This window comes from Stenotrophomonas sp. TWI1151 (assembly GCF_039673135.1).
Taxonomy (GTDB): Bacteria; Pseudomonadota; Gammaproteobacteria; order Xanthomonadales; family Xanthomonadaceae; genus Stenotrophomonas.
In genome coordinates this window covers 458,932-484,587 of sequence record NZ_JBDJLA010000001.1, presented here as the reverse complement: position 1 = coordinate 484,587, position 25,656 = coordinate 458,932, and the positions used below count along the sequence as shown (strand labels likewise).

The window sequence follows — 25,656 nt, the reverse complement described above, 5'->3', positions numbered from 1 at the left end:
TCAAGGTCAGTTCGGCCTGCGTGCGCCCAGCCGCCATATCGCCAGACCACCGTAAAGCGCCAGCAGCGCGAGCAGGGTCCAGAGCTCGTGGCTGACTTCACCCAGGCTGGCATCCATCTGATTCAACCGCACCATCAGGTTGATGCCGGGCGTGGTCGGCAGCAGGTGGGCCAGGGCCACCAGTACGGGCGGGGAGGTGACCGCCGGCCAGGACAGGTTGGCCAGGAAGAACAGCGGGATGGAGCAGGCGACGACCACCTGGAAGGCACGTTCTCGGGTCGCGAAAAAGCTGCCGATGAACAGCCCGAACGCCACCGTGGCGGCGATGAACAACGTGCCGCCCAGCAACTGCCCGAGTGGATTGCCACCACGCGGGTAGTCCTGCACCCACGCGGTGAAACCGGCGTAATACAGCAGCCCGAGCAGGCCGATGGCACCGAAGCCAATCGCCATACCGGCCAGTGTCGGCATGTCAAAGCGCAGGCGCCGGCCCAACGCCAACCGCCGCGCGCCGAGCAGCACGCCGATGCCCATGAGCAGCGTCTGATGCACGATCAGCTCGGCCACGCCGGGCACGATGGCGCTGCCGTAGCCTTCCTGCGTGTTGAACAGCGGGCGCTGCACCAACGTGATCGGCGGTGCCTGGGGTGCCCCCATGAACGCCGCCTGCGACACGGCCGCCTCGCGCGCGAACGCGGTCAGGGCCTCGGCCACGCCGCCGAGCACCCAACTGGCGCGGCCCAGGTAGGCGCCGTTGCCCATCAACACCAGATAGCCGTGGCTGCCGCGCAGAATGTCGCGTTCAAGGTTGGCCGGGATCAGCAGAATGCCTTCGGCCTTGCCGGTTTCCAGCACATGGCGTGCCTGGTCGATGCTGGCCGGCTGATCGACGATGCGGACCGTGTGCAGCGCGTCCACCCGCCGCAGCAATTCTCGACTGGTGGCACTCTGGTCGTGGTCAACCACCACGATGGGCAGGTTGCTGGCTACCTGATGGCGGTAGGCCGCCGGGTAGAAGAACGAGTACAGCACCACCGCGCCGACCATCAACACGACGGCATACCGGTCGGTGAGCACCGTGCGCAGGGTCAGGCGCAGGCTGTCGACGAAGCGGCTCATGCACCGGCCTCGCGCGGTGCGCCCGGCAATGCTGGATCGGCGCTGCGCGCGGCAGCAATCAGCCGCCAGCCACCGATGCCACCGGCCACCACCCCCATCAGCAGCAGCGTGCCCAGCGGCCACAGCGAGACACTCCAAGGCGCGCCGACGAACTGCTGCTGGGTCTGCAGTTTCACGTAGGCGGTCAGTGGCAGCAGGAGATTCCAGACCCGGGTGAACAGCGGCGCATCGACCACCGGGAAGGTGGCGCCGGAAAATGCCAGCGCGGTGCCGATGCTCAAGCCGATCGCGGAAAGCGATGTGCCCATGTCCCGGGTGAGCCCGACAAACAGCAGGGCTACCGCCGCACAGGCCAGGTAGAACACCGGTTGCCCCAGCATCAGCAACAGCGCACTGCCGGCGATGCCATCGCCACGGAGCAGGGCAAGGTAGAGCACCCCAAGTGCACCGTACATCGAGAACAGCAGCACGTATGGCACGACCTTGCCGGCGATCGCCGACCACGGGGTGTCGCCCAGCCAATCGCGCAGGTGCCCATCACGGACCTCACGGCCCAGGCTGGCTGCCACGGCCAGTGCCAGCCCCAGCGACAGGATCGCCGGGAACAGCAGTGGCAGCAGGAACAGCTCATAGCTGCGTGCCGGGTTGTGCAGGATGTCCGACTGCACGGCGATCGGCGGGGCGCGCAGCGTGGCCGGGCCGACCTGCTTGCCGATGCGCTCGCCCAGCAGCCGCGCATTCCAGGCGCTGACGGCTTCGACGATATCGCGCACGGCGGATTGGCCGGTGGTGAGGTAGGTGGCGTTGTAGTACGCGAACACCGTGCCCTGTTCACCACGCAGCGCCTGCCGGGTGGCATCGCGCGGCACCAGCACCACCGCGAACACCTCCAGCCGGCGCAGCTGCGATTGCGCTTCGGACAGGGTGGACGGCTGGCTGGCAATGGTCACGCCGGGGCTGGCATCCAGCATGCGGGCCAGCTGTCTGCTTTCCGCGCTGCGGTCGAGGTCGACCATGGCGATGGGGATATCGCGCATCACCGAGGCGGCAAACAGCCATGCCATCAACCCCAGCATCACGGCCGGCAGCAGCGTGACCAGCAGCAGATCGGCACGATCGCGGCGCAGGTGCTCAAGCTCGCGCTGGAACGAGGCTGTGGCACTCGCCCACACCGACCGGCTCATCCCTGCGGCCACCCGAACAGCACACTCATGCCGGGGCGGAAGCCTTCCACCGGGGCGACCGGGCGCAGCCGGATCTCGAAGCTGCGCACGTCATAGCCGGACGACTGCCGGGTGGCACGCCACGTGGCGTAGTCACCGGCAGGATTGATGAAATACACCTCGAACTCGGCATCACGATCCAGCGCGGGTACGTTGCCGCGCAGGCGGGTACCCACCTTCAGGCCCCGCATCTGCGATTCGCGCAGGTTCACCGACACCCACATGCGGTCGATGTCGACCAGGGTGAAGACCGGGTAGCCGGCCGGGACCAGCTCGCCGATATCCGACATGCGCTTGTTGATCTCACCGGCCATGGGCGCGCGGCCGTTGATCTCGTCGCGGGCCGCATCCACCTCGGCCACGGCGCCCTGCGCCTGGCGAACCTGGCCCTGCGCGGCGCGCTTGTCCTGGTCGCGCGCGCCGGCCAGCGCCTGGTCGTACTGCGCCCGTGCGGCATTGGACAGCTCGCGCGAACTGCGCGCCTGGGCCAAGGCCTCGTCACGTTTCTGCCGCGTCATCACGCCTTCGTTGTACAGGTTCTGCACGCGCTGATAGGTGGCATCGGCCAGGGTGGCACCCGCCTCGGCGCGTTTCCAGTTGGCCTGCGCAGCACGGATGTCCTCGCTGCGTGCCCCTTCGTCGGCCTTGTCGGCCACCGCACGCGCCGCTTCCAGCGCGCCCTGGGCCTGCTGCTCCTTGGCTGCCACTTCGGGGCTGTCCAGCACGAACAGCACCTGGCCGGCGGTGACCCGGTCGCCCTCGCGCACCTTCAGCTCGGCCAGCCGCGCGGTGATCTTCGCCGCCACGTTGACGGTGTCGGCATCGGCCATGCCCTGCAGCTGTTCGGCCGGCGTGCGCCAGGCCAGCCACAGCCCGACCACGACGACGATCGCCAGTACCAGCGCGATGAGGATGCCGGCCTTGCGTTTCTTCGGCGGCGGCGCGTCGGCCGGCGCCTGCAATGTGTCATTCATGCGCGATCACCTCGTCGCCCCGGCGGCGGAATTCTTCATATCGGTCCATCTGTCCACTGATCTCCAGCAGCTGTGCCAGCGCCACGTCGTACTGATACGCGGCCTGCGCGCGTTCCACCTGTGCGCCGCCCAGCCCCAGGCGCGCATCGATCACATCCAGCGAGGTGGCCTGGCCCTCGCGGAAGGCCAGCTCCTGCAGCCGCAGGTTCTCGCGGTTCTGTTCGATGCTGCTGTCCAGCAGCAGGAACTGTTGGCGGGCGGTATCCAGTTCGTACCAGGCCTTGCGCACGCCCAGCGTCACCTGGTTCTCGGCTTCGCGCAGGCCGGCTTCGGCCTGATCCTGCTGCGCGCGGGCGGCGCTGATCTGGGCAGGACGCGAGTTGGGCGACAGGAAGGTGTACTTCAGGCCGATGCCGAACGCCCAGTCCGGGTCGGTCAACATTTCGTCGCGGCGGCGGAAATCGTACTGGCCGAACAGGAACACGGTGGGCTTGAGCTTGGCCTGCTGCACGCGCACGCCTTGCTCGGCCTGGGCCACCAGGGCCCGCAGGCGGGCAATCTGCGGTTGCCGGGCCTGTGCATCGCGTTCGAAGGTAGGCAGCGCACCGATCGGCGCGCGATGCACAAACAAGGGCGACAGCGGGCGGACGTCGCCACCGCTGCGCAGCAGGGTGGCCAATGCGGCCTTCAGCGTCTGCAGATCATTGAGCGATTTCTGGTACTCGCGCTCGGCCTTGTCGCGGGCCACATTGGCCTGCAGGCGCTGCGCGCGGGTGGCAAAGCCTTCGCGTTCCAGCTTCAGGGCATCATCGAGGTGACGCTGCAGCCCATCGCGCACCACGCGGCGCACGTCCACTGCCTGCTCGGCGAGGCGCTGGCCGAAATAGGCCTGGACCAGTTGCACGCTCAGTGACTGGCGCTGCGATTCGCGCTCGGCGCTGGCCTGATCGGTCGCGCCGGCAGCGGCCTGTTGGGCGGCCGGGATCAAGCCACCGGTGTACAACGGCAGTACCGCAGTGACCACCGGGCGGGTGCGCCAGTCGCGCTCGGTGAACTGCAACGGCGAGTCGATGCCGAAGGCCTCAGCGACCGGCGCCAAGGACCCCAGCGGCAGGGTGAGCGTCTTCTGGAACTGCAACCGGCGCACTTCACCGGTGACCTCGGGCAGGCGCAGCAGGCGCGTGGCGTCCTGCAGGTCCTGCTTGTTGCGCACCGACGCATCCGCCGCGGCCAGGGCATCGGACACCTGTTCCAGCCGCTGCTGGGACTGCTGCCAATCCAAGGCGGGGACCGTAGCGCTGTCCGGTACGGGCTGGGCGATGGCAGCGCCACTCATGCAAAGCAGGGAGAGACAGGTAAGTCCTTTTAACGCGCGCGTTGGCGGCCAATGCCGGCTCACGAGGGGGCAGCTCCATGGGGTGTGACGGCAAGAGGGTAGTGTGCGCCGCGTGAAGTGCGGGTCTTCACGTCCGTCGCCAGCCACGGGTGGCGAGGTGGTCCAGCAGCCCCACGACCAACAGCGACAGGCCCACCAGCGGGAACACCACGCCGCCGATGCACAGCAGCACGAAGACACCCGCCACGCTTCGCCCGTGCTTCGGCAGTGGCGGCACGCCGATCCCGCCGATGGGCCGCCGCTTCCACCACATTACCGCACCGCTGAGGCAGAGCAGGAGGATCGCTGCGCACGCGATGATCAGCACCACACGGTTGACCGTGCCGTACTCGTTGCCGAGATGGACATTGATGCCCCATTCCAGTCCTCGCCCAAGCGCACCGTAATCGGCGTAGCCCATGTCCAGCAGAACCCGGCCGCTGTACTGGTCCAGATGCACCACCCGCTGGCGCGACAGATCCTCCGGATAGACCGAGGCGGTGTAGACCCCCATGGGCCCACGCGGCAGCGCGATGCTGTAACCCGGTGCCAGCCCCAGTGCGCTGAACCGGCGCATGGCCGCGTCGATGCCGAGCGCACCGGGCTGCGGCGACAGATCCCCGAGTGGACCGCCGCCATGTGCGGCATGCCCGTCATCGGCAGCGGCGTGCGGGGCATGCGGCACCGCTGAGACCGGTAGCTGTGCCTGCGCCATCGACCAGGCTGGCGTGGTGGTGTCGGCAAGCCGATGCGCGGACATCGGCACGTTCACCCGCACCCCGGTCGGGTAACCATAGTCGTGACCGTTCGCCCAGGCATTGACCTGATGGCCCCAGACCACCGACCAGGGCATGCCGGTCACGGCCAGGAACACGAGCACACCGCCGACCCAGACGCCGGTCACCGCATGCAGATCGCGCCAGAACAGCCGCTGTCGCGGCTGCCCGCGAACCGTGGTGATCCCACCGTTCTGCCCGCGCGGCCACCACAGGTACACGCCGGTCGCCACCAGCAGGATGGCCCAGCCAGCGGCGATCTCGATCAGGGCACTGGCGTAATCGCCGAGCAGATCGAGGCTGTGGAGCTGCCGCACCACGCCCGAGAACGTGCCTTTGTCGGGCAGGTGCCCCAGCACCTGCGCGGTGCCCGGGTCGACGTAGTAGACCTGCCGTCGACCGTCGGCCTCCTGGACGCCGATCTCGATGGTGCCGTCGGCGTAGTCCGGCGTGGTGTAACGGAAGATCTCCCCGTGACTGACGGCATTGACGGCCGCCAGCTGGGCGCTGGCAGGCGAGGGTGGCAGCGCTGCGGTCTCCACGACCTTCAGATCGTGATGGATCCAGCGATCGATCGGCTTCTGGTAGACGTACACGGCCCCGGTCAACGCCAGCCAGGCGATGAAGGGCAGCACGAACAGGCCGGCATAGAAGTGCCACCGCCACACCGCGCGGTAGAAACGCCAGCGATCCGATGCACGCGGGGTAGCGGGGGTTGGCATGTCAGAGCTCCCGGGTCCAGCTCAGGTACAGCGCCCGGCCATCACCGGGTGAGTAGCCCGAGGAACCGCTGTCGTACCAGGCATACACGTAGAAACGATCTGTCGCGTTCTTCAACTGCAGGGCCAGGCTGTTGCGCGCGTCCAGGCGGTACGTGGCGCTCAGGTTCAACAGTGCATAGCCGCCGTAGCGTCCCAGCGTGTTGGTTCGTTCCACGAAGTAGTCGCCCTGGCCATTGCCCCAGGCGCTGAAGGCCCAGTCGGCCGTCGGGGCGTAGTCCACCCCCGCGCTGGCCAGCCAGTTCGGCACGTTCTCGATCTGCCGCCCGCGGGTCTGCGGCGCACTGGGGTCGGGCACCTCGATCACCGCCTTCTGCCGCGAGTACGCGGCCCAGGCGCGCCACTGGGCGCTGGCCTGCCATGTCAGCTGGGCGTCCCAACCGCGGCGCAGCGTCTGGCCCACGTTGCCGACCTCATTGGCCCCGACCACGCCATTGACGCCCAGGACGGTGGCGACCTCATCGCTGGCCCGCTGCTCCCAGTACGCGATCCGGGTCTGCAGCCCCTGCACGGGCGCCCATTTCATACCGGCCTCCCAGCCCTCGTTGAGGGAGGGAGCAAGATCGTTCAGCTGCGTGCGATACGCGCCATTGCCGCTGCCGATCTGGAACGTTCGCCCCCAGTTGGCGTACACGACCGTGGTCGGGCTGAGATCGTAGGACACACTCAGCTTGGGTTGTTTGATCAGGCCATAGTCGTAGACCGGTGCGCGCAGGCCGGTCGCCCCATTGTGGAAGTCGCCATACACGCGATCGACCCGGTAGGCGGGTACGATCTTCAGCGCGTCCATCGGCCGGATTACCGCCTGCACGTAGGCACCCCGGGTATCGAGGGTGTAGTCCCAATCGCGCAGGGTCGCCTGGCGCTCGCGCGCGACGGTCCTGTAGCGGCGGGCCGTGTTGTCCTGCCACTGCCCATCCACGCCGGCATCGAGGACGAACTCGGCCAGCCGCGAGTCCGGGCGCCAGGTGGTGTTCAAGATCACGCCGCGATGGGTCTCATCATTGAAACGTTCCTGTTGAGCGCCTCCCGCGGTGAACGTCACCCAGCGCTGGTTGCGATAGTTGTTCTGGTAGGCCTTGGCGTTCCAGCTCCAGTCGCTGCCCAGTGCGCCATCGATGTGCACGGCGGTCTGGACCGTCTCGCGCTCACTGCGGTCATCGCGTGCGTAGGCCGGCGATTGCGTCGGATTGGCCTGCACCTCCGGATAGCTGAGGTAGCCGGCTTCCAGTGCGGCGTTCTTGTAGTAGCGGCTGGTCAGCCCTGCGCGCCATCGGCCGTCAGGGTCGGTGTAGAACCACTTGCCGGCGAAGCTGCGCTGGGTGCCATCGGCATGGTCGCGCTCGCCGTCGGACGTGCGCCAGCCGACGAAATAGTTCTGTGACCAGGGGCCGCGCTCGAACCCTTTGGCCAACTGCACATCCTGCGTGCCAAAGCTGCCGGCGGTGATGCTCAGCTGGCCGTCAGTGCCGCCCTGGCGGGTCAACACATTCACGTCACCGGCAATCGCATGCAGCCCGTGACGGGCATCGTTGGTGCCGCGCACGATCTCGAGCGCGGCGATGTCCAGCGGAAACACCGCATCCAGGTAGGGCATGCTGCCCGAATTGTCATTGCTCGGAATGCCGTCGATCAGCAGCTTGACCGCGTTGATGCGGCCCTCGCCGTTGAAACCCCGGAAGGAAAAACGGCCGGCGTCGGTGCCCATCTTGAACTGGGTGACCTGCACGCCCGGGGCGTTCATCAGCAGCTCCCAGCTATGGTCGACCTTCTGCGGTTGAAGGACGTCGCCGCCGATGAGATCCACCGAGGTGAAGACCGAACGGGCCGACAGCTCGCGCTCGGCGGCCGAACGCGCCTGCACGGTGCCCAGGGTCAGCACGGTACCGTTCTGGGCGGCGACGGTGGCGGGAAGAAGAAGGGCAGCGGCAAGCACGGCCGTGATGGCCTTGGCCAACGGTCGATACGAAAAGGAAGTTGTCATGGTCCACAGCACAGGTCGCCACGGTCAGATCGACCGGGGCAGGAACAAGGTCCGGCAGAGACGCCGGATGGCGCGGGGCATCGGTTCCAATCCGGCATCGCCTGGCCCCACCGAACACGGTGGATCAGCAGACAGGGCAGGGCGCAGCAGCGCTGCACCTGGTCAGGACCGGATCAGCAGGCCAGCAGCGGCGGGCCGCGAGCTCCCAGCGTTCCCCGTGCGGGGGCGCGGCGACAGTCGACCAGACCCGACAGCGATCGAAACACGGCCGGCCATTGCGTCAGCAGCAGGAACAGCGCCACGAGCAGGCTGATGAGACGGGCCGCAATCAGGCAGTACTCGCAGTCCACGCCCATCTCATGGTTGGCATGCGGATCGGCAGGCGCTTCGGCAGCGGGGCTGGCCTTTCCCTGATCCCTATCGTGATGCGCGTGATGGCCCGCATGCGCGTCGGCATCCGTCATGGCGTGATGCGCCGCATGCGGATCGGGTGCCGGCGAGGCCTCCATGACGGGCGCATTCACCGGCGCCAATGCCCGGCTGACCATGGGCGCCACGATCACCAGCGCAATCGCCAGCAAGGCCCATGCATGAAGCCAGCGGTGGAGGAGGGACGCACGCACCGGCCCGATGGTAAGGCATGTCTGTCGGGATTCCCGGCGAAAATGCCCGGTTCGTGCTCGATTGCGACGGTTTGTCGCAGTCTGGCGCTGGGCAGCGTGCCCTCCGGAGTGGCCCATGGGCTGGCCGCGCGCCCCGCACTGCACATTGACAATTCTCCAAATAGGACGCTTATATCCTATATGGGCCTGAACCTGTCCCCGGTCGTTTGCGTTGGCCGGGCAGGCAGGTCACAGGATTCTCAACCGCCTGCGGCGCAACGCAGGCTTCAGCACGCCATTCAAGAGAGCACGACATGACAGCAGTGAAGGGTTGGCGGCGGTTTCGTCGGTGGGTGAAGTGGATCGCGTTGGGTCTGCTGGCGGTCGTGATCCTGATCACCCTCATCGGGGTGGTCTACGAGGCCTTGGCACGCCGGAGCGCGGCGACCGATCATCCACTGCGCGGCCAGATGGTCGATGTCGGCGGACGCCAGATGCATATCGAGTGTCGCGGCAGTGGCACCCCGACCGTGATCTTCGAGTCCGGCCTCGGCACGGGCGGCACGATGGACTGGACCCGGGTGCACGACCGGATCGCCCGCTTCACCCGCGCCTGTGCCTACGACCGCGCCGGCATCATGCGCAGCGATGCGAAGGACACCCCGCAGCGTGCGTCGGCCGTGGCCGATGACCTGCACGCCCTGTTGAAAGGCGCGGGCATCACCGATCCGCTGGTGCTGGTCGGCCATTCCATCGGCGGGCCGTACATCCGGACCTATGTGGGGCGCTACGGCGATCAGGTCGCCGGGCTGGTGATGGTCGACCCCTCGCACCCGGATCAGATCGCCCGGCTCGGCAGCGTGGTGAGCATCGATGTCCACCCGAAGAAGGTGTCGCTGTTGATGCATACCGCCACCACACTATCGCGGACCGGCCTGGTGCGCTTCCTGTTCTCGCGCGCCGATCATGGTCCACGCCCGAAGGATGAGGCCGCAGAGATCACCGCCTTCTCCAGTGCCTCGGTCACAGGCGCGACCGCAGAACTCGACGGCTTCGACAGCACCATGGACGATGCCCGCGCGGTTACGTCGTTTGGCGACCGCCCGGTGATCGTGCTGACCGCGTTGAAGCCGTTCAAGCCCGACGAGCTGAAGAAGATGGGCCTGACGGCGGAGGAGGGCGCCCGGTTCAAGCAGGAATGGCGCACCTTGCATGCCGAGCAGGCCGCCCTGTCCAGCCGCGGGCAGCAACAGATCGTGAGCGATTCCGGCCACTACATCCAGATCGATCAGCCTGATCGCGTGGTGGATGCGGTTCGCGAGGTCGTGGATGACGTGCGTGCGCAGGCGCGCACCAACAAGGAGATGCAATGATGAAGCGCACCCTGCTCTGGGCGGGCGTATCGATGCTGTTCGCCGCCAACGCGGCCGCGGCCGACTATGACCTGGTGATCCGCGGTGGACGCGTGCTCGACGGTGCCGGCAATCCGTGGGTCCGTGCCGATGTGGCGGTCAAGGAGGGGCGGGTGGTCCAGGTCGGCCAGGTCCCCGGCAAGGGCACCCGCGAGATCGACGCAACGGGGCGCTATGTGTCGCCGGGCTTCATCGACATGATGGATCAGTCCGGCGCGGCGCTGCTCAAGGACGGCGCGGCCGAGAACAAGTTGCGGATGGGCGTGACCACGCTGATCGGCGGCGAGGGCGGACCGCCGGTGCCTGCGGCGGGGATGCCGGGCTACTTCAAGCAGCTCGAAACGCAGGGTATCGCGGTCAACTTCGGCACGTACTACTCCTCCACCCAGGCCCGCGTGCACGTCATGGGCGATGCCGCTGGTGCGCCGACCAGGAAGCAGGTCGATGCCATGGGCGAGCAGGTGAAGATTGCGATGGAGGCCGGTGCGTTCGGTATCTCCAGCGCCTTGATCTATGCACCCAGCAGCTTCCAGAGCACCTCCGATCTGGTCTCGCTGGCCAAGGTGGCCGCGCAATGCGACGGCTTCTACGCCACGCATATGCGTGACGAGAGCGAGGGCGTGGTCAAGGCCATTGAAGAGGCCATCGAGATCGGCGAGAAGGGCGGCGTCAAGGTGGAGATCTTCCACTTGAAGGCTGCCTATGCGCCGGAGTGGGGCAAGCTGATGCCCCAGGCACTGGCGACGATCAATGCAGCGCGGGACCGCGGCGTCGATGTTGCCGCCGATCTCTATCCCTACACCGCCGGCGGCACCGGGCTGGAGATCATCGCGCCGAGCTGGGTCTGGGCCGACGGGCTTGAGAAAGGTATCGAGCGCGTGCGCGATCCGAAGGTGCGCGAGCGCATGAAAAAGGAGGTCGCCGCCGGTTCGATGCCGGGCTGGTCCAACCTGGTGCATGCGTCGGGTGGCTTTCAGAACGTGCGCCTGGCCAACAGCTTCAGTGAGAAGTACCGGCGCTTCCATGGCAAGACGCTGGCCGAGATCGGTGCCGAACTGAATCTGGACCCGGCGGATGCGGCCTGGGACATCGCGCTTGAAGGGTTGCCCAATCGGGCGGTCGCGCTGTATTTCATGATCAGCGAAGAGGATGTGCAGCTCGCGCTGCGCCAGCCCTGGGTGAGTATTGGCAGTGACGCGGCCGCCGCGGTGAACTACGGCAGCGACGGCGCCATCGGCCTGCCACACCCGCGCGCGTATGGCACCTTCCCGCGGATCCTCGCCGAGTATGTGAAGCGGCGTCATGTGCTGACGCTGGAAGACGCGGTCCGCAAGATGACCAGCTGGCCCGCACAGCGGATGGGGTTGAGCGATCGCGGGCTGATCCGCGAGGGGATGCGCGCCGATATCGTGCTGTTCGATCTGGACACGCTGGACGATGTGGCGAGCTGGGACGCGCCCGCCGGCGCGCCGACCGGCATCGAAACCGTGATCGTCAACGGTGTGGTGAGTTTCGAGGGTGGCAAACACACCGGCGCCCGGGCGGGCTCGGCGCTGCGCCACCCATGCCGCACGCGCTGATCCACGTGCGCGCTCCAACAAACACAGGACACACCTCATGATCCGACACGCCTCCGGCTGGAGTCTTCTCTCTCTGGCGCTCGCCGCCTCCGCGCCAGCACTGGCCGCCGCACCACCGATCACCAGCGCGGAGGATCTGGGCACCGCGGTCTCGGCACAGATCGCCTGCGCCGGCATCTTCGTGGCCAACCGCGCCGAGGCCGACGTGCTGCGCGACGACATCCACGCACTGGCGCCATTCACCAGGACGGTGGCGCTGGCGGTCGATCGCAAGGCAGGGACGGTCACCGCCTCCGCGCCTGGGACGGCCAGCCGGACCGCGTTGCATCGCCCGGCGGTCGGCTGCACGCTGACCACGGGCGACGTGCCGCTCGCGGCGCTCAAGGCCCAGGCGGCCCAGCTCACGCCACTATCGCCACTGGCGGCGCGCCCCTGGCCACAGGGTGACCGGCCTGTGCCGGCGCTGCAGGCCGCCGCAGAAGCGAAGCTCGACTGTGCCGGCGCTGCAGGCCGCCGCAGAAGCGAAGCTCGACCGTGCCGCACTGGACGCGGCCGTGAGTGCGGCCTTCGATGAGCAGAACGTGGGCGGTTACCCGGACACCCGTGCGATCGTGGTGGTGCAGGGTGGGGCGATCGTTGCCGAGCGTTACGCGCCTGGCTTCAACCAGAACACCCGCATGTTGGGCTGGTCGGCTACCAAAAGCATCATGGGCACGCTGGTTGGCCTGCTGGTGGATGACGGCGTGCTCAAGCTGGATGACCCCGCGCCGGTGCCGGAATGGAAGGGCGAAGGCGATCCGCGCGGCGCGATCACGCTGCGCCAGTTGCTGACGATGTCGAGCGGGTTGGCCTTCGTGGAGAGCTACAAGCCCGGTAACGAATCGATCAAGATGCTGTTCGAGGCCGGTGACATGGGCGCGCTGGCGGCCGCGATGCCGCTTGAACATGCGCCAGGCACGCACTGGAGCTATTCCTCGGGTACGACCAACATCCTGTCGCGGATCGTCTTCGAGGCCACCGGCGGCACCCTGGAAGGCATGACCCGATTTGCACAGACACGGTTGTTCGAGCCGGCCGGCATGCGCAGCGCGCTGATCGAGCCGGACGAGTCCGGTGTCCTGGTCGGCAGTTCCTACGGGTATGCAACGGCACGGGATTGGGCGCGCTATGGGCTGCTGCATCTGAACCACGGCGAGGCCGATGGCAAGCGGCTGCTGTCGCCGGAATGGCTCCAGTTCGCGGTGACGCCCACGCCAGCATCACCGCGCCCCTCATACGGCGCGCAGCTGTGGTTGAACCGGGCCGCGGCTGCAGAAGAAGGTCGGAAGGTGCTGCAGGACGTGCCTCCCGATGCCTTCATGGCGATGGGCCACAACCATCAGATCATGGCGGTGATTCCCTCGCAGGATGCGGTGATCGTGCGTCTGGGCTGGACACCGGAAGGGCAGAAGTTCGACTGGAACAAGTATCTGTCGCAGATCGCGGCCGCACTGGCACCGGCCCCGGCCCCGGTAGCTGCGAAGTAATCCGTAACGCGGCACGAGGGAGGGGCGCCGGACACGGCGCCCATTGACAGTTCTCCACGCGGAGAACTAATGTCTCGATGTGAGAATTACTCACCTTGAGGCAGGGAAAGCAGATGTGCTCGATCAAGCTGTTGGGAACGCCCGCTGTGGCGCGTGACATGGCCGCATCCGGAGTGAACGCCTGATGGCCCGCCTCACCCTCGGCATCGCCGTCGACGCGCTGCGTCTGGCCGCACCGTTCCGCATCGCCAGCCACGTCTTCGACAGCCGGCTGGCCTGCCTTGTCACCCTGGATGACGGCACGCACGTCGGCCGCGGTGAGGCGACCGGCGTCTATTACCTGGGCGAAGACATCGAGACCATGCGCCTCCAGCTCGAAGCGGTGCGTGATGCCATCGAGGCACACCCCACGCGCGAGGAACTGCGCGCGATCCTGCCAGCCGGTGGCGCTCGCAACGCGGTTGATGCTGCCCTCTGGGAGCTGGAATCGAAGCAGGCAGGCAAGCCCGTATGGGCGCTTGCAGGGCTGCCGCCGCCGCGGCCGCTCCCCACGACCTTCACGGTCGGCGCCGATGAGCCGACGGCGATGGCGGCCGCCGCGGTCGCGTATCGCCAGGCGCGTTCGATCAAGGTCAAATTGACCGGTGATCTCGACCTGGACATCGCGCGCGTCGCGGCGATCCGTCAGGCGCGGCCCGAGGTATGGCTGGGGGTCGATGCCAATCAGGGTTACCAGGTCGGCGATCTCGAGCGGCTGGTGGCAGCCATGGTGGACGCCGATGTAGCGCTGATCGAACAGCCACTGGCCCGGGGGCGCGAAGCCGATCTGGACGGATTCGTGTCGCCGATTCCTCTGGCCGCCGATGAAAGCGCGCTCACCCTGGCCGATGTCGACGGCCTGAAGGGTCGCTTCAACGTATTCAACATCAAGCTCGACAAATGCGGCGGCCTGACCGAGGCGCTGCTGATCGCCGCCGCGGCGCGCGAGGCCGGGCTGGGCGTCATGGTCGGGTGCATGGTCTGCAGCAGCCTGGGCGCTGCGCCGGGCTTCGTGGTCGGGCAGTTGTGTGATCTCGTCGACCTGGACGGGCCCACCTTCCTCAAGCAGGACCGCACGCCCGGGGTGCTCTATCGCGACGGCACGATCTGGTGTGACGAAGCGGTCTGGGGCGCCGGACGCTGAGGTCCGGGGCGGGCCTGGCGCATGAATTCATGTCAATGCTGCGACGCAGGATTGACAGTTCTCTGAACAGGACTATTGTGTCCTACATGGGCTTACGCATAGCCATTCATCCCAGGAGCGTCACTGCCAGGCCGGCCCCCACCCCAGCACGACGGGGTGCCCTGACTGCCGCATTCCGTGCCCATTGCCGTGGGCGTCCAGCTTCGCTACCGAGGTCTCATCACATGAGTCACTGTTCGCTCCGAATGAACGCGTTGTCGCTGGCCTGCACTGCAGGCATCCTGGCCCTGGGCTGCAGCGCCACGGCACTGGCACAGGTCGCCGCCGAGAACCCCAACCGCGACGACGTACATACGTTGGGCACTGTGACCGCGACCGCGCAGAAACGCGTGGAAGTGGTCACCGATATCCCGATGTCCATCAGCGTCATCAGCGAAGAGCAGCTCGACCGCCTCCAGGTCAACAACATGAATGACCTGGCCGGGCTGGTTCCCGGCCTGCAGATCACCAGCCTCGGTGCGCCGGGCCGCTCGACGATCTCGATCCGCGGCATCACCCCGATGGGCAATACCGCCTCGACCTCGATCTACGTTGACGACGTGCCGCTCACCGCCAATGGCTCACTGTCCGGTGCGACCTCCGGCATGTTCGACCTGCTGCCGTACGACGTGCAGAACGTGGAAGTGCTGCGCGGCCCGCAGGGGACGCTGTACGGTGCCAGTGCGCTGGGCGGCGTGGTCAAGTACGTCACCAAACGGCCGGACCTGGAGTACTTCTCGGGCCGCGCCGGCGCCACGATGCGCGTTGTCGACGATGGCGGCCGGGTGGGCCATTCTGAGCGCGCCGCCATCAATGTGCCACTGGTGAAGGGTCAGTTGGCCCTGCGCGCCAGCTACGCCGAGCAGACCAGTCCGGGCTGGATCGACAACAGCGTCCTGCATCGCCGCGACACCAACGATGTGTACCAGAACGCCGGCCGCCTTTCGCTGCTGTGGAAGGCCTCCGATACGGTGGACGTGCTGCTCACCGCGATGCGCCAGGAAAACAAGGGCGACAATTTCGCGACGGTCGCGCTCGACCCGGCCACCTTCAAGCCGAAGCTGCCCGGCTACTCAAACGAGTATCTGTTCCTGCAGCCGAGCACGATCAAGTACGACGTGTACGGCCTGACGGTGGACTGGGATCTGGGCTGGGCCGACTTCACCTCCGCCAGCAGCTGGATGAAATCCAATTCATGGCGCCTGCAGGACCAGTCGGTGGAGTACATCCCCTTGCTGGGGCAGAAGCCCGGCGTGGGCCCGGTGATGGCGTACGCCGGCCTGGACACGGATATCGAGCTGAAGAAGTGGACCCAGGAATTCCGCCTGACCTCCAAGGGCGACAGTCGCCTGCAATGGCAGCTCGGCGCGTTCTATACCGATGAAGATGCCGCCTACATCGAGCGCGGCAGTGCACTGAGCCCGGCATTCAATCCGGTGCTTGATCTGTTCACCGCCTCGGTGCTGACCACGTATAAAGAGAAGGCCCTGTTCGGCAATGCCACCTGGAAGTTCACCGACCGCTTCGATCTGGCCCTGGGCGTGCGCCATGCGCGCAACGACCAGGAATTCCGCCAGACACTCGGCGGTCCGTTGGGCGGCGATGGCGTGCAGCGCATCACCGACTCCTCGGAAAGCGTGACCACCTGGAGCGCCAGCCCGCGCTTGTTCCTGGGCGAAGACACCATGGCCTACGTGCGGGTCGCCACCGGCTACCGCGCCGGCAGCCCCAATCCCATCCTGCCGGCCGCCCCGGAGGTGCCCGCGCAGGTCAAGTCGGATACGTTGATCAACTACGAAGCCGGCCTGAAGAGCCACTTCTGGGATCGTCGTGCGCTGGTGGAAGTGGCGGCATTCCGGATCGACTGGGACGACATCCGCTTGAACCTGCTCACGGCGCAGGGCATCTCCTATGGTGTCAATGGGGGCGAAGCACGCAGCCAGGGCGTTGAATTCACCGGCGCGCTGATGCCCGTCGACGGCCTGCGCCTGAGCGGCAGCCTGACCTACACCGACGCCACGTTGACGGCTCCGATTCCCCCGGCCCGTCCGGGCGGCCCGAACCAGGCCGAATCCGGCGCCCAGCTGCCGCAGGTGCCCGAATGGGCCGGCAGCCTGCAGGCCGACTACCAGTTCCCGACGAGCGGCGAATGGGGCTGGAGCGTCGGTGGCGCGCTGCGCTATTACGGCGAGCGTGCGGCATCGGTGGCCTCAACGCAGTCCTTCGACCTGCCCAGCTACACCACCGTTGACCTGACTGCCGAAGTGAGCAGCCAGAACACGACCGTGCGCTTCTTCATCACCAACCTCACCAACAAGGACATCTACGTCGCCGCTGGCAGGACGATTCCTGCCGCGGGCGCGCAGCAGTACCGGCGCTGGAATGCGGTGATGATGCAGCCGCGTACCGTGGGTGTTTCGTTGGATTACAGCTTCTGATCCAGCGGGGCAGGGCAGTGCGGCCCCTTTGGGGCCGTGCTGCCCGGTAACCGTGGCCGAAGCGGATATGCTTGCACGGATCCCATCCCGACCCGCAGGCAGCAGCGCGATGCACGCCAGAACATGTTCCGTCCTGCTTTCTGCTGCGCTGCTGCTGTGTGCAGCGCTGCTCACCACTGGATGTGCACGCACCCAGCGGGAGACCGTGTTTTCGTCAGACACGCTGAAGGTCGTGGCCGTGACGGAAAGCAGGCTGGATATGAACAGCAGCAAGTACCAGCACCACACCACGTACGCCGTTTACGAGAATGGCAGTGCGCTGTCAGATAAGGACTTCGCGACGCTGCTGCAGGATCATGCCGCCACAGACGCCCCGTTTGTGCATACCGATGCGGTGGTGCTGGACGAAGACGCAGTTCTGATGGCATCGCACAATCGTGACAGCTCACGCTGCTGGACAACGCGGCTTTCCGCGAGCCGCGGCAGGGCGACGCTGGAGAAGATCACGGCAGGGACCGTCGACTGCGGCATCCGTCCGGCACCGCCGGGCTGGCGGGCGCTCTACACAGACCGCAGTGATCTCATCCTGGTCCGTGAGCACCCGTTCCAGGTCCATCCCATCGCGGGGTACGCGTACGTCCTGTGGATCGATGGCGATATCGCCGCCCTGTATCACAAAGACCGGGACCATGAGCGACTGGTCGTCAGGCTGGCGAGGATTTCGTCCGACACGCCCCTCGCCGAGCAGGCACTGCCGATGCGGACCTATGCGGAGCCGGACCTTCTGTATGCCTCGCCTGAGCTGCGCCGCCAATGGCTGTTCGATAACTTCACGGTGGCCATGGGGGCGTCCCCCTCGATCCAGCTGCGCCCCGATCATCGACTGGAGACGATCACGCCCGAGGTGTGGGCGCAGTACCAGGAAAACGACCGGCAGAACAAGGAACTCGATGCCCAGGCACGTGCCGCCGGGGACGCCTGGATCGAGGCCCAGCGCCGGGAGCTGATGGAAGCGGACGCGACAGCGCGCGACGCCACGAAGTAACGCTGTCCGGCCCCTCGTCGAGCATCGCTGACGAGCAGCAGCATCATGACCAGTCCCTCCAGCAGGCGCCTGCTGGCGCGCTCTGGACAACGTAGAGATTTGGTATGTTGAACACCCTCAATTCCGGCATTCCAGAGGTCTGGTGTTTCAGTGATAGAGACCCGTCTGCTCCAACAGTTCATTGCCGTGGCCGAGGAGCTGCACTTCAATCGCGCCGCCGAGCGGCTGCACATGGCGCAGCCGCCGCTGAGCCAGGCCATCCGCAAGCTGGAGGGCGCCGTCGGAGCCCCGTTGTTCGAGCGCACCCCTCGCAGCGTCGCGTTGACACCGGCGGGGGCAGCCTTCCTTGAGACCGCGCGCCGTACCGTGCAGTCGCTGGAGGAGGGCGTCGCCCAGACGCGCCGCGTGGCCCAGGGCATGGAGGGCCACCTGACCCTGACCTTCATCAACATCGCCCCCTATGCCTCGTTGCTGCAGGCGTTGCGCCACTTTCGCGAGCTCAACCCGGGCATCGCCTTCACGATGCGGGAGGCCACCACCCAGGAGCAGGTCAACGCCCTGGAGCAGGGAGAGGCGGATATCGGCTTCATGCGGACGCCGGGCACCACGACGCCGCACCTGCGCATGGAAAGGCTGCTGAGCGAACGGATCTGCGTCGCGCTGCCGGCCGGTCATCCGCTGGCGGCGAAGGCGGGCATCGACCTGGCATTGCTCAGGGACGAAGCATTCGTCGCCTCGCCCCGGACACTCGGCAAAGGATTTCATGACCAGCTGATCGGCCTGTGCCAGACAGCCGGGTTCGTGCCCGACATCGTGCAGCACGGCCGGCAGATGCAGACCTTGATTGCCTTGGTGGCCGCGGGGTTCGGTATCGCGCTGCTGCCCGCTTCGCTGGCGACGGAAACGCGCGAGGACGTTGTGTTCCGTCCGCTCCAGGTGGAAGCGGCGGAGGACGTGTCACGGCTGGAGCTGTTCATGGCGTGGAACGAGACCCGGACCTCAGCGATCCGCGACCGGTTGATACAGGCGATTCTGCAGACCCGTTCTCTGCCCTGAGGTGACAAGACGCGCGGCGTCTTGCTGCAGTATGTAAACCGTCCTTCACCCGCACATGGCCAGGCACTAGGCTTCCGCAGCTCTGCTGGATAGGACCTGCGATGCCTGCTGCCATTTATGTGTTTTCCCTGTGCGCGTTCGCGTTCGGGCTCTCCGAGTTCGTGGTCGCGGGATTGTTGACCACCATTGCCGATGACCTCGGGGCGCGGATATCCCTCGTCGGCACGGCCATTGCTGCCTATGCACTGGGCGCGGCCATCGGCGCACCGTTCATCACCGCGCTGGTCGCGCACTGGCGGGACCGGCAGATCCTGCTGCTGGCCACGGCGTTGCTCGGACTGGGCAGCCTGCTGATGAGCGCCTCGCCCAATCTGGTCACACTGCTGGCCATCCGCTTCGTGGTCGGCCTCGGCCACGGCGTCTTCATGGCGGTCGCCTCCGACGCGGCGACCCGGCTCGTGGACCCGCAGCGATCCGGCCGGGCGCTGTCGGTCGTGTGGATCGGGTTGACCCTCGCGCTGGCGTTCGGCGTTCCGATCGGCACGTACCTGGGCAGTCTCTGGTCGTGGCGCGTGGTCTTCCTGTCCATCGACGTCCTCAGCGTGGTCGGCATGCTGGGTCTGGCGCTGTGCATGCCGAGGGGAGCTGCCGGTTCGGCCCCGTCCCGCGGCGGCGCATGGAAGGGCATCCAGGCCATCATCCATCCCCAGCTCCTGACGACGGCCGGCATCGGCGCGCTGGTGAGCGTCGCGACGTTTTCGTTCTTCACCTTCGTCTCGCCGTATCTGCAGCAGGTCACTGGTGTGGACGTGCAGTGGCTGAGCCTGGGCATGCTGTTGTTCGGCGTCTGTGCGATCGCAGGCAACCTGCTCGGGGGAGCGCTGGGCGACGCGATGGACGGGGACCGCAGCCTTCAGTTGGCACTGTGCGCGTTGGCGTTGAATCTGCTCGGGCTCTACGTGTTCGCCAGCATGCCGGCCATGATGATGCTGCTGATCGGCACGCTGGGCATCTGTTTCTTCTGCATCGTGACGCTGCTGACGCTGCGTCTGCTCAAGCAGGCGCAGCGCTTGATTCCCGCCTACAGCCCGGTCGCGGCCGGGTTGAACATCGCCTCCTTCAACCTGGGCACCGCGCTCGGGGGCGCCATGGGCAGCCTCACGATCAGCTATGCAACGCTGGCATCGGTACCGCTGACAGGGGCCGTGGCCGCGGTACTGGCTGGCACCGTGTTGTATCGCCTTGCTCGCCGCAGGCACGGATCGCCTGTTTGAAGTGGTGGATCACGTCCGCTGCCGTTCAATACCCGCGAGATGCTCTGGAGCAGTCACCTCACTTGAAGCCGGCTGCCTTGCAGGCATCGACGAACGTCGCGCCTTGTTTATCCATGGCCGTTCTCACGCGCTTGCTGGCGTTCACAAGCGCCCCGCTGGGGGTGGCCCATTGCGCTTCCGGCAATGCCTGGGACCAGGCTTCCACCACGGCCGGCAGCGAAGGACGGCCGCGGCGATGGACCCATTCGGCGAGCAGGTAGGGCAGCTTCCAGAAGGTAAGGACACGCCACGCGTACCAGCGACGGAGCGGCCAGTAGGAGCGTTTGTCGTAGCCATACTTCTCCCGTTGTTCCAGCGTCAGATCATCACCGCCATCGTCGAGCGAACCCATCGCGCGAGCATCCTCACGCTCGATCTCAAAGGTGTGCATGCCCTCATACGGCTTCAGTCGATCCTTGGTCGGGACCAACCCCAATGCCTGGAACCATGGGTTGGGTGCATTGAACAACTGCCCGTCCTCCATGTAGTTCCGGATCGACGCCCACAGGCCCAGTGAGTGCGAATCACTGGGTTGTGGCAGCAGGACAAACTGCACGGTGTCGCGCTCTTCATCCTCCAGGCCCATGCCGAAGGTGTACTGGCGCGTTGTGCCATACGGGGTGATGCCTTGTGAATTGGACACCCAGGCAACGATGCTCTTCCAGGGCACGATCAGGGCACGGCCGCTCTCGCGGTCGATGTAGCACACCTCGCGACGCTGACGGTTGAAGCGCACCGGATAGGGCTTTGCGCGTTTGAACTCATCCGAGAACATCCCGTAGGCGAATGCCCCCAAGGGGAGGATGCCGAGAAGCGCGCCGGCAGAAAACACTTGAATGAACATCTTCAAATCCGCCCATGGCGTCGGGAAGTTCTCCGGGTAGGCGAGCACCAGGTAGAGCATGATGAGCGCGGGCACGATGAACGCGAGCACGAACAGGCCGACGATTCCGCCGGCAAGCATTTTGCCGCCCTCTACGGTTCCCCAGTTGCTCCCTCCCAGGTCCAGGAACACATCATTGATGTCCGAAAAATGGCGACGGGAGGATTGCACCTGCCCGGTGTACACCGGCAAGGGAGACAGGAACAGCGTCTCGGTCGCGCCTTCAACCCGGATCTCGCCCGCTGAAGGGCGTTGACTGCGGACGTCGAGCGCAGCGGTCGCTGCCACAGTCGTGCGGCTCTTCCTGAAGAATCGTTGAAACATGCAAGCTCGCCGGGCGGACAACCGCGCATGATTTCACAGGCACTATCGGCTGTCACCATCCCCTGGAATCACAGCGTCTACCAGTTCCACCGCATGCCCAGCTTGCCGTTCCACGCGTTCTCGTCGCCATTGAAGCTCCAGCTGTAATCGAGATCGGCAAACAGGTAGCCGGTCTGGGTGACCTGCCAGGTTCCGCCGATGCCCACTTCGCCCCATGAGCCGCCCATATCCACGGCGAACGGCACGTAGCCGCTGTTGGTGGCGAACGCGGCGCGGGGCGTGCCGCGGAACTCGTGCCACACGTTGGCGCGCAGCCAGGCATTGCTGCTGCGGGCCTCACCCTGCGCGGTCTCGTGCTGGCCGGTGCGATTCAATCGCGCGCCGATGCGCCCGACCAGCGAGTCACCGTCGCTGAAGTGCACCTGCGCGGTGTGATCATCGAGGTCGTCGACGTCGATCTGCTGCCAGATCACCTGCGCCTGCGGCTCCAGACGCCAACGCCCGTCCTCGCCGGAGGACCCGTCGCCCTCGTTGAGGATGAACGGCCAGCCGCCTTCCAGCGACAGCGCCAGCCCATCGGCATCGACAAAACTGTCGGACGTGCGCGGGGACTGCAGGCGCATGTCATACCAGGTGTACTGGGCCACGGCGTCGATATAGGCGCCTTTGGCGGAGAACGCTGTCCAGTAGCCGCCGACCGAGCCGGCCTTGAACCGGTCAGTGCCAGCATGGAAGCGGTAATCCAGGAGGTTGTGCCGCACCTCGCCCTTGCCTTTGCCATACGCGAGGTAGACACCGGCGTGACGGCGACGCAGGTCATCGGCATCCACGCGCCGGTAGAGGTCGGTACCGATCTGCAACGCATCGAAACGGTAGTCGAAGTCGGGCCCGCGATCGCCATAGATGCCGCGCCGGCCACCATCATGTTCGCCGTCGTGGCCGAGATAGCGCATCCAGGCGCCATTGAATCCGCTACGTTCGGTATCCAGGTCGCCGCGCTGATGCAGCAGCTGCTCATCGCCGACCCGTTCGTGCAGGGTATCGATCAGGGTGCGGCCGTACACCTGGGCGATCGCCGGTACGGCCGCGATCAGCGACACCTCCTGGCGATAGGCCGGGGGCGGCGAGGGGCTGGGCGGTTCAGGGGGCACGGGATCCGGCGGAGCAGGATCCGGTGGCGGCGGGAGAGGAGGGGCGGGGCAGGGCGGTACCGGCGCACCCGGGCTGGCGCAGTCGATCACCGAGCGCAGGTACCAGCTGTTCTCCACATCCGCGCCGGAGACCGTGGCCGCGCCGCCGCGGTACAGGAAGTACTCGTACGGACCCGCCACCACCGGTGCCGCCAGCGCGAAGTTGTCGGGCGTGCTGGTGGCGTTGCGTGCCTGCACCACACGGATGCCATCGGCCAGCGTCCGGTCGCCACGTCCGCCGGTGTTGTGTATCTCCAGCACGCCCGGGCCACTGCTGCTGCCATCCACCACGACCAGCTGGTCCGAGGGCGAGGCATCGTCGCCCAGCCAGGTGTTCAGCGCGAGCGTGCCATTACCGCTGTAGCGCGACACGGTCAGGGTTCTGTAGCTGGCCACTTGGACGGGATCTCCGCCAGGCACCGCGAACGCGATCCGGCTGCGATCATTGAGCAGCGTGGTGAGCGTGGAGCTGCCGGTCAGGTTCCACAGCGTGTCATGCAGCGCCACATTGGAGAGGCTGCCGGGCAGGGTGATCGCGGCGCCGGTGAGCACGCTGCCGGTCGCGGTGATGCTGGCAAGGGTCGGGGTGTCGGCGGCCGGCAACACACCCTGCGGCGCCGGTAAGGCCATCGGCAGGGGCACTGGCGGATCATCGGGCGGAAGGTCCGGGGGAAGGAGCGGGACAGCGGCGTCCCGCGGTGCCACCGCTGGCGTTGAGCGTCATCCCGGGGCGGCCTGAGTTGATGATGGTCGTTCCAGCGCTGTCGATGGTGCCGCCGGTGGCGTTCAGCCCGATGCCACCCGCGCCACCGCCGCCGATGTAGAGATTGCGCGCGGTGATGCGGGTTGCCGCGCCATCGGCACGGATACCGCCCCCGCTTCCCGAGGTGGTCAGGATACTGTCGGTGACGCTGACCTGCGCGCCAGCCTGGCCATACACGCCGTTGGCATTGAGATCGGTGGTGCGCGTGTCCAGGCGCAGCAACGCCGCCTGTGGTCCGACCCCGCCGACGGCGCCCTGGACCAGCACGGCGTTGGCGTTCATCCCGTGCGTGGTGATCACCGTGTCTGCTGCCTGCAGCCGCGAGGTCGCGGAAGCCGCCTGGGCTACCAGCACGCTGGGGACGCAACCCGGCAATCCCGCCACCTACGGTCTGCCGGTGGACGCCAGCGGCAATCTCGTCACCGATCCCGATGCCTACGTGGGCAAGGCCGCAACGGCGGCCCACGGCATCAGTGCCATTGACGGCACCGTCCGGTTGAATGTGGACAGCGCCGGCGTTCCCACGGGTGGCACCACATCGATCCATATCCTCGGCACCGGCGCCGGTGCAACCAATGGCAGCCACGGGTTGCTCGGCGCCAGCGGCGCGCAGTTCGACGTGCATGCGGTGAACATCCTCACCCGCGGCAACAACAACAGTGGTGGACGCTTTGCCACCGGTTCGCGCCTCCAGGCATCCCAGCTTTCCATCGATACCACCGGCACCGGCGCGACCGGCCTGGTGTTCGCTGATGCGCAAGGCACCTTGTCCGGGCTGACCATCAACGCCACCGGCATCACCGCGCACGGGCTGTCGGCCACCGGCACCTCCCAGGTGCAGGTTGATGGGCTGGACATCCGCGTGGCCGGGCAGAATGCGCACGGCGTGCTGGCCGGGAGCGGCAGCACGGTCACACTGGCAGGAGCGCCGGGTGTCGTCATCGCTGCAGGACAGACCGGCAATGCGCTGCGCGCCGAAGGCGGTGGCAGCGCGCTTACGGCAAACGGGCTTCGCCTCTCAACGCTGCTCAACGGTGCCATCGCTGGCCATGCGCTGACATCAGGCACGCTCACGCTGAGCGGCAGTGCGATCTACACCTCCGGCATTGCCGGCGGCAACGCGGCGGTTGGCCTGCAGGCCGCCAGCGGCGGTACCGTGGTCAGCCAAGGCAATGCCCTGCTGACCGGCGTACAGCTCGGTACGGATCCTGCCGCCGCCAGCTATGGCCTGCCGGTGGATGCCGGCGGCAATGCCACCACGGATCCTGCCGCGTATGTGGCCACCGGCACCACCGGGGCGAACGGCGCGCAGGTGTCCTCCACGGGTGGCACGCTGCGGCTGGACGTGGCGGCCGATGGCTCAGCGTTGGGCACCACGACCCGTATCGAGACCTACGGCAACAACAGCACCAGCAATATCCCGGTGGCAATGACATCGCCGCTGCCGGTGAAGCGGCCGCCTGCGACCTGGATGCCTTCACTGTTGGCCAGGGACGTGTAGAAACGCGTGCCGTTGGAGGTCAGCGTGGTGCCTGCCTCCAGGCGGGCAGCAGGCCCCCCGGCGCCCAGCCGGCTGACGGTGGAGCCGGCCGCCAGGAAGTTGACCGCGCCCGCGTTGGTCGAGCAGACCGTGGCCGTGTTGGCGGCACTGGTGATCAACGCCACCGCGCCGGTAGCGTTGATCACGCCGGCATTGGCGGCATAGAAGGCCGGTGCACCGACGGTGGTCGGCGCGTAGGTGCCGCTTGCGACCGTCAGGACCGTGCCGTTCGCGCGGACCTGCTGGGCGGGTACGCTTGCCGGTACCGTGATACAGCTGGCCGCGTCCACGCTCTGCGCCAATGCGCACCAGGGCGCCGACGCAGCCAGCCCGACCACGAGCAGGCTGCCGCGGATCGATTGCGGTGACACGAACGTACCCGCACACGTCACGCCGGAGGCTGCTCGGCGACCAGATCGGGAAGTCTCCACGTTTTATCCATGATGTGCTGTGTTGATCTACATGCACGAAGTCGCCACGCATGGCGGGCACCGGGTGTGACTCGAGTCTGGCCCCAGCGCTCCACGTGCTC

The 25,656-nt window shown here is 66.8% G+C and carries 21 protein-coding genes; 10 read left to right on the top strand and 11 right to left on the bottom strand.

The window, feature by feature from the left end; translation table 11 throughout:
- Positions 1-6: 6 nt before the first annotated feature.
- The 7 genes from ABE422_RS02115 to ABE422_RS02085 form a co-directional block, all read right to left on the bottom strand.
- Positions 7-1,119 (bottom strand): ABC transporter permease, encoded by a 1,113-nt coding sequence (locus tag ABE422_RS02115; protein WP_313209839.1) that lies wholly within the window; start codon positions 1,117-1,119, stop codon positions 7-9.
- The gene (locus ABE422_RS02110; protein WP_346482359.1) at positions 1,116-2,303 is read right to left on the bottom strand and encodes an ABC transporter permease; all 1,188 of its coding nucleotides are present in this window, start codon (positions 2,301-2,303) and stop codon (positions 1,116-1,118) included. The genes ABE422_RS02115 and ABE422_RS02110 overlap by 4 nt, the downstream gene beginning before the upstream one ends.
- Entirely contained in the window at positions 2,300-3,316 is a 1,017-nt protein-coding gene (locus ABE422_RS02105) for an efflux RND transporter periplasmic adaptor subunit (protein ID WP_313209835.1), read from the bottom strand. The genes ABE422_RS02110 and ABE422_RS02105 overlap by 4 nt, the downstream gene beginning before the upstream one ends.
- Positions 3,309-4,652, bottom strand: a complete 1,344-nt coding sequence (locus ABE422_RS02100; protein ID WP_346482358.1) for a TolC family protein — start codon at positions 4,650-4,652, stop codon at positions 3,309-3,311. Before ABE422_RS02100 ends, ABE422_RS02105 begins: the two co-directional genes overlap by 8 nt.
- Before the next feature lie 127 nt (positions 4,653-4,779).
- Positions 4,780-6,189 (bottom strand): PepSY domain-containing protein, encoded by a 1,410-nt coding sequence (locus tag ABE422_RS02095; protein WP_346482357.1) that lies wholly within the window; start codon positions 6,187-6,189, stop codon positions 4,780-4,782.
- 1 nt (position 6,190) lies between these two features.
- Entirely contained in the window at positions 6,191-8,230 is a 2,040-nt protein-coding gene (locus tag ABE422_RS02090; RefSeq protein ID WP_346482356.1) for a TonB-dependent receptor, read from the bottom strand.
- 173 nt (positions 8,231-8,403) lie between these two features.
- Entirely contained in the window at positions 8,404-8,802 is a 399-nt protein-coding gene (locus ABE422_RS02085; protein WP_346482537.1) for a hypothetical protein, read from the bottom strand.
- 344 nt (positions 8,803-9,146) lie between these two features.
- Here ABE422_RS02085 and ABE422_RS02080 point away from each other — a divergent pair, with 344 nt between their 5' ends.
- The 9 genes from ABE422_RS02080 to ABE422_RS02040 all read left to right on the top strand — a co-directional run bounded on the left by ABE422_RS02080 (position 9,147) and on the right by ABE422_RS02040 (position 20,385).
- On the top strand, positions 9,147-10,205 hold the full coding sequence (locus ABE422_RS02080; RefSeq protein ID WP_346482355.1) for an alpha/beta hydrolase: 1,059 nt from the start codon (positions 9,147-9,149) through the stop codon (positions 10,203-10,205).
- Positions 10,205-11,824, top strand: a complete 1,620-nt coding sequence (locus ABE422_RS02075) for a D-aminoacylase (RefSeq protein WP_346482354.1) — start codon at positions 10,205-10,207, stop codon at positions 11,822-11,824. Before ABE422_RS02080 ends, ABE422_RS02075 begins: the two co-directional genes overlap by 1 nt.
- A gap of 37 nt (positions 11,825-11,861) precedes the next feature.
- A complete protein-coding gene (locus ABE422_RS02070) occupies positions 11,862-12,398 on the top strand; it encodes a hypothetical protein (RefSeq protein WP_346482353.1) in 537 nt (178 codons plus the stop codon).
- Positions 12,379-13,350, top strand: a complete 972-nt coding sequence (locus tag ABE422_RS02065) for a serine hydrolase (RefSeq protein WP_346482352.1) — start codon at positions 12,379-12,381, stop codon at positions 13,348-13,350. The genes ABE422_RS02070 and ABE422_RS02065 overlap by 20 nt, the downstream gene beginning before the upstream one ends.
- Positions 13,351-13,534: 184 nt before the next feature.
- Positions 13,535-14,533: a dipeptide epimerase gene (locus tag ABE422_RS02060; RefSeq protein WP_313218426.1), complete on the top strand. Its 999-nt coding sequence runs from the start codon at positions 13,535-13,537 to the stop codon at positions 14,531-14,533.
- 245 nt (positions 14,534-14,778) lie between these two features.
- Positions 14,779-17,010, top strand: a complete 2,232-nt coding sequence (locus ABE422_RS02055) for a TonB-dependent receptor (RefSeq protein WP_346482351.1) — start codon at positions 14,779-14,781, stop codon at positions 17,008-17,010.
- 109 nt (positions 17,011-17,119) lie between these two features.
- Positions 17,120-18,055 carry a hypothetical protein gene (locus ABE422_RS02050; protein ID WP_346482350.1) on the top strand — a complete coding sequence of 312 codons (936 nt, stop codon included), beginning with the start codon at positions 17,120-17,122 and terminating at the stop codon, positions 18,053-18,055.
- Between the two features lie 150 nt (positions 18,056-18,205).
- Complete coding sequence (locus ABE422_RS02045; RefSeq protein ID WP_313209800.1) at positions 18,206-19,111, top strand: LysR substrate-binding domain-containing protein; 906 nt, start codon at positions 18,206-18,208, stop codon at positions 19,109-19,111.
- 101 nt (positions 19,112-19,212) lie between these two features.
- Positions 19,213-20,385, top strand: a complete 1,173-nt coding sequence (locus tag ABE422_RS02040; protein ID WP_346482349.1) for an MFS transporter — start codon at positions 19,213-19,215, stop codon at positions 20,383-20,385.
- Between the two features lie 58 nt (positions 20,386-20,443).
- Here the strand turns inward: ABE422_RS02040 and ABE422_RS02035 are convergent, their stop codons facing one another.
- The 3 genes from ABE422_RS02035 to ABE422_RS02025 all read right to left on the bottom strand — a co-directional run bounded on the left by ABE422_RS02035 (position 20,444) and on the right by ABE422_RS02025 (position 23,884).
- Positions 20,444-21,631 (bottom strand): hypothetical protein, encoded by a 1,188-nt coding sequence (locus ABE422_RS02035; protein WP_313209795.1) that lies wholly within the window; start codon positions 21,629-21,631, stop codon positions 20,444-20,446.
- Between the two features lie 77 nt (positions 21,632-21,708).
- Positions 21,709-23,463, bottom strand: coding sequence for an autotransporter outer membrane beta-barrel domain-containing protein (locus tag ABE422_RS02030; RefSeq protein ID WP_346482348.1), 1,755 nt, complete (start codon positions 23,461-23,463; stop codon positions 21,709-21,711).
- Between the two features lie 7 nt (positions 23,464-23,470).
- Complete coding sequence (locus ABE422_RS02025; protein WP_346482347.1) at positions 23,471-23,884, bottom strand: hypothetical protein; 414 nt, start codon at positions 23,882-23,884, stop codon at positions 23,471-23,473.
- A 1-nt stretch (position 23,885) separates the two neighbouring features.
- Between ABE422_RS02025 and ABE422_RS02020 the strand changes: the two genes are divergently transcribed.
- Positions 23,886-25,085 carry a hypothetical protein gene (locus tag ABE422_RS02020; protein WP_346482346.1) on the top strand — a complete coding sequence of 400 codons (1,200 nt, stop codon included), beginning with the start codon at positions 23,886-23,888 and terminating at the stop codon, positions 25,083-25,085.
- Here ABE422_RS02020 and ABE422_RS02015 read toward each other — a convergent pair.
- A complete protein-coding gene (locus ABE422_RS02015) occupies positions 24,977-25,495 on the bottom strand; it encodes a hypothetical protein (RefSeq protein ID WP_346482345.1) in 519 nt (172 codons plus the stop codon). The two genes, ABE422_RS02020 and ABE422_RS02015, sit on opposite strands and share 109 nt — an antisense overlap.
- Positions 25,496-25,656 lie beyond the last annotated feature (161 nt).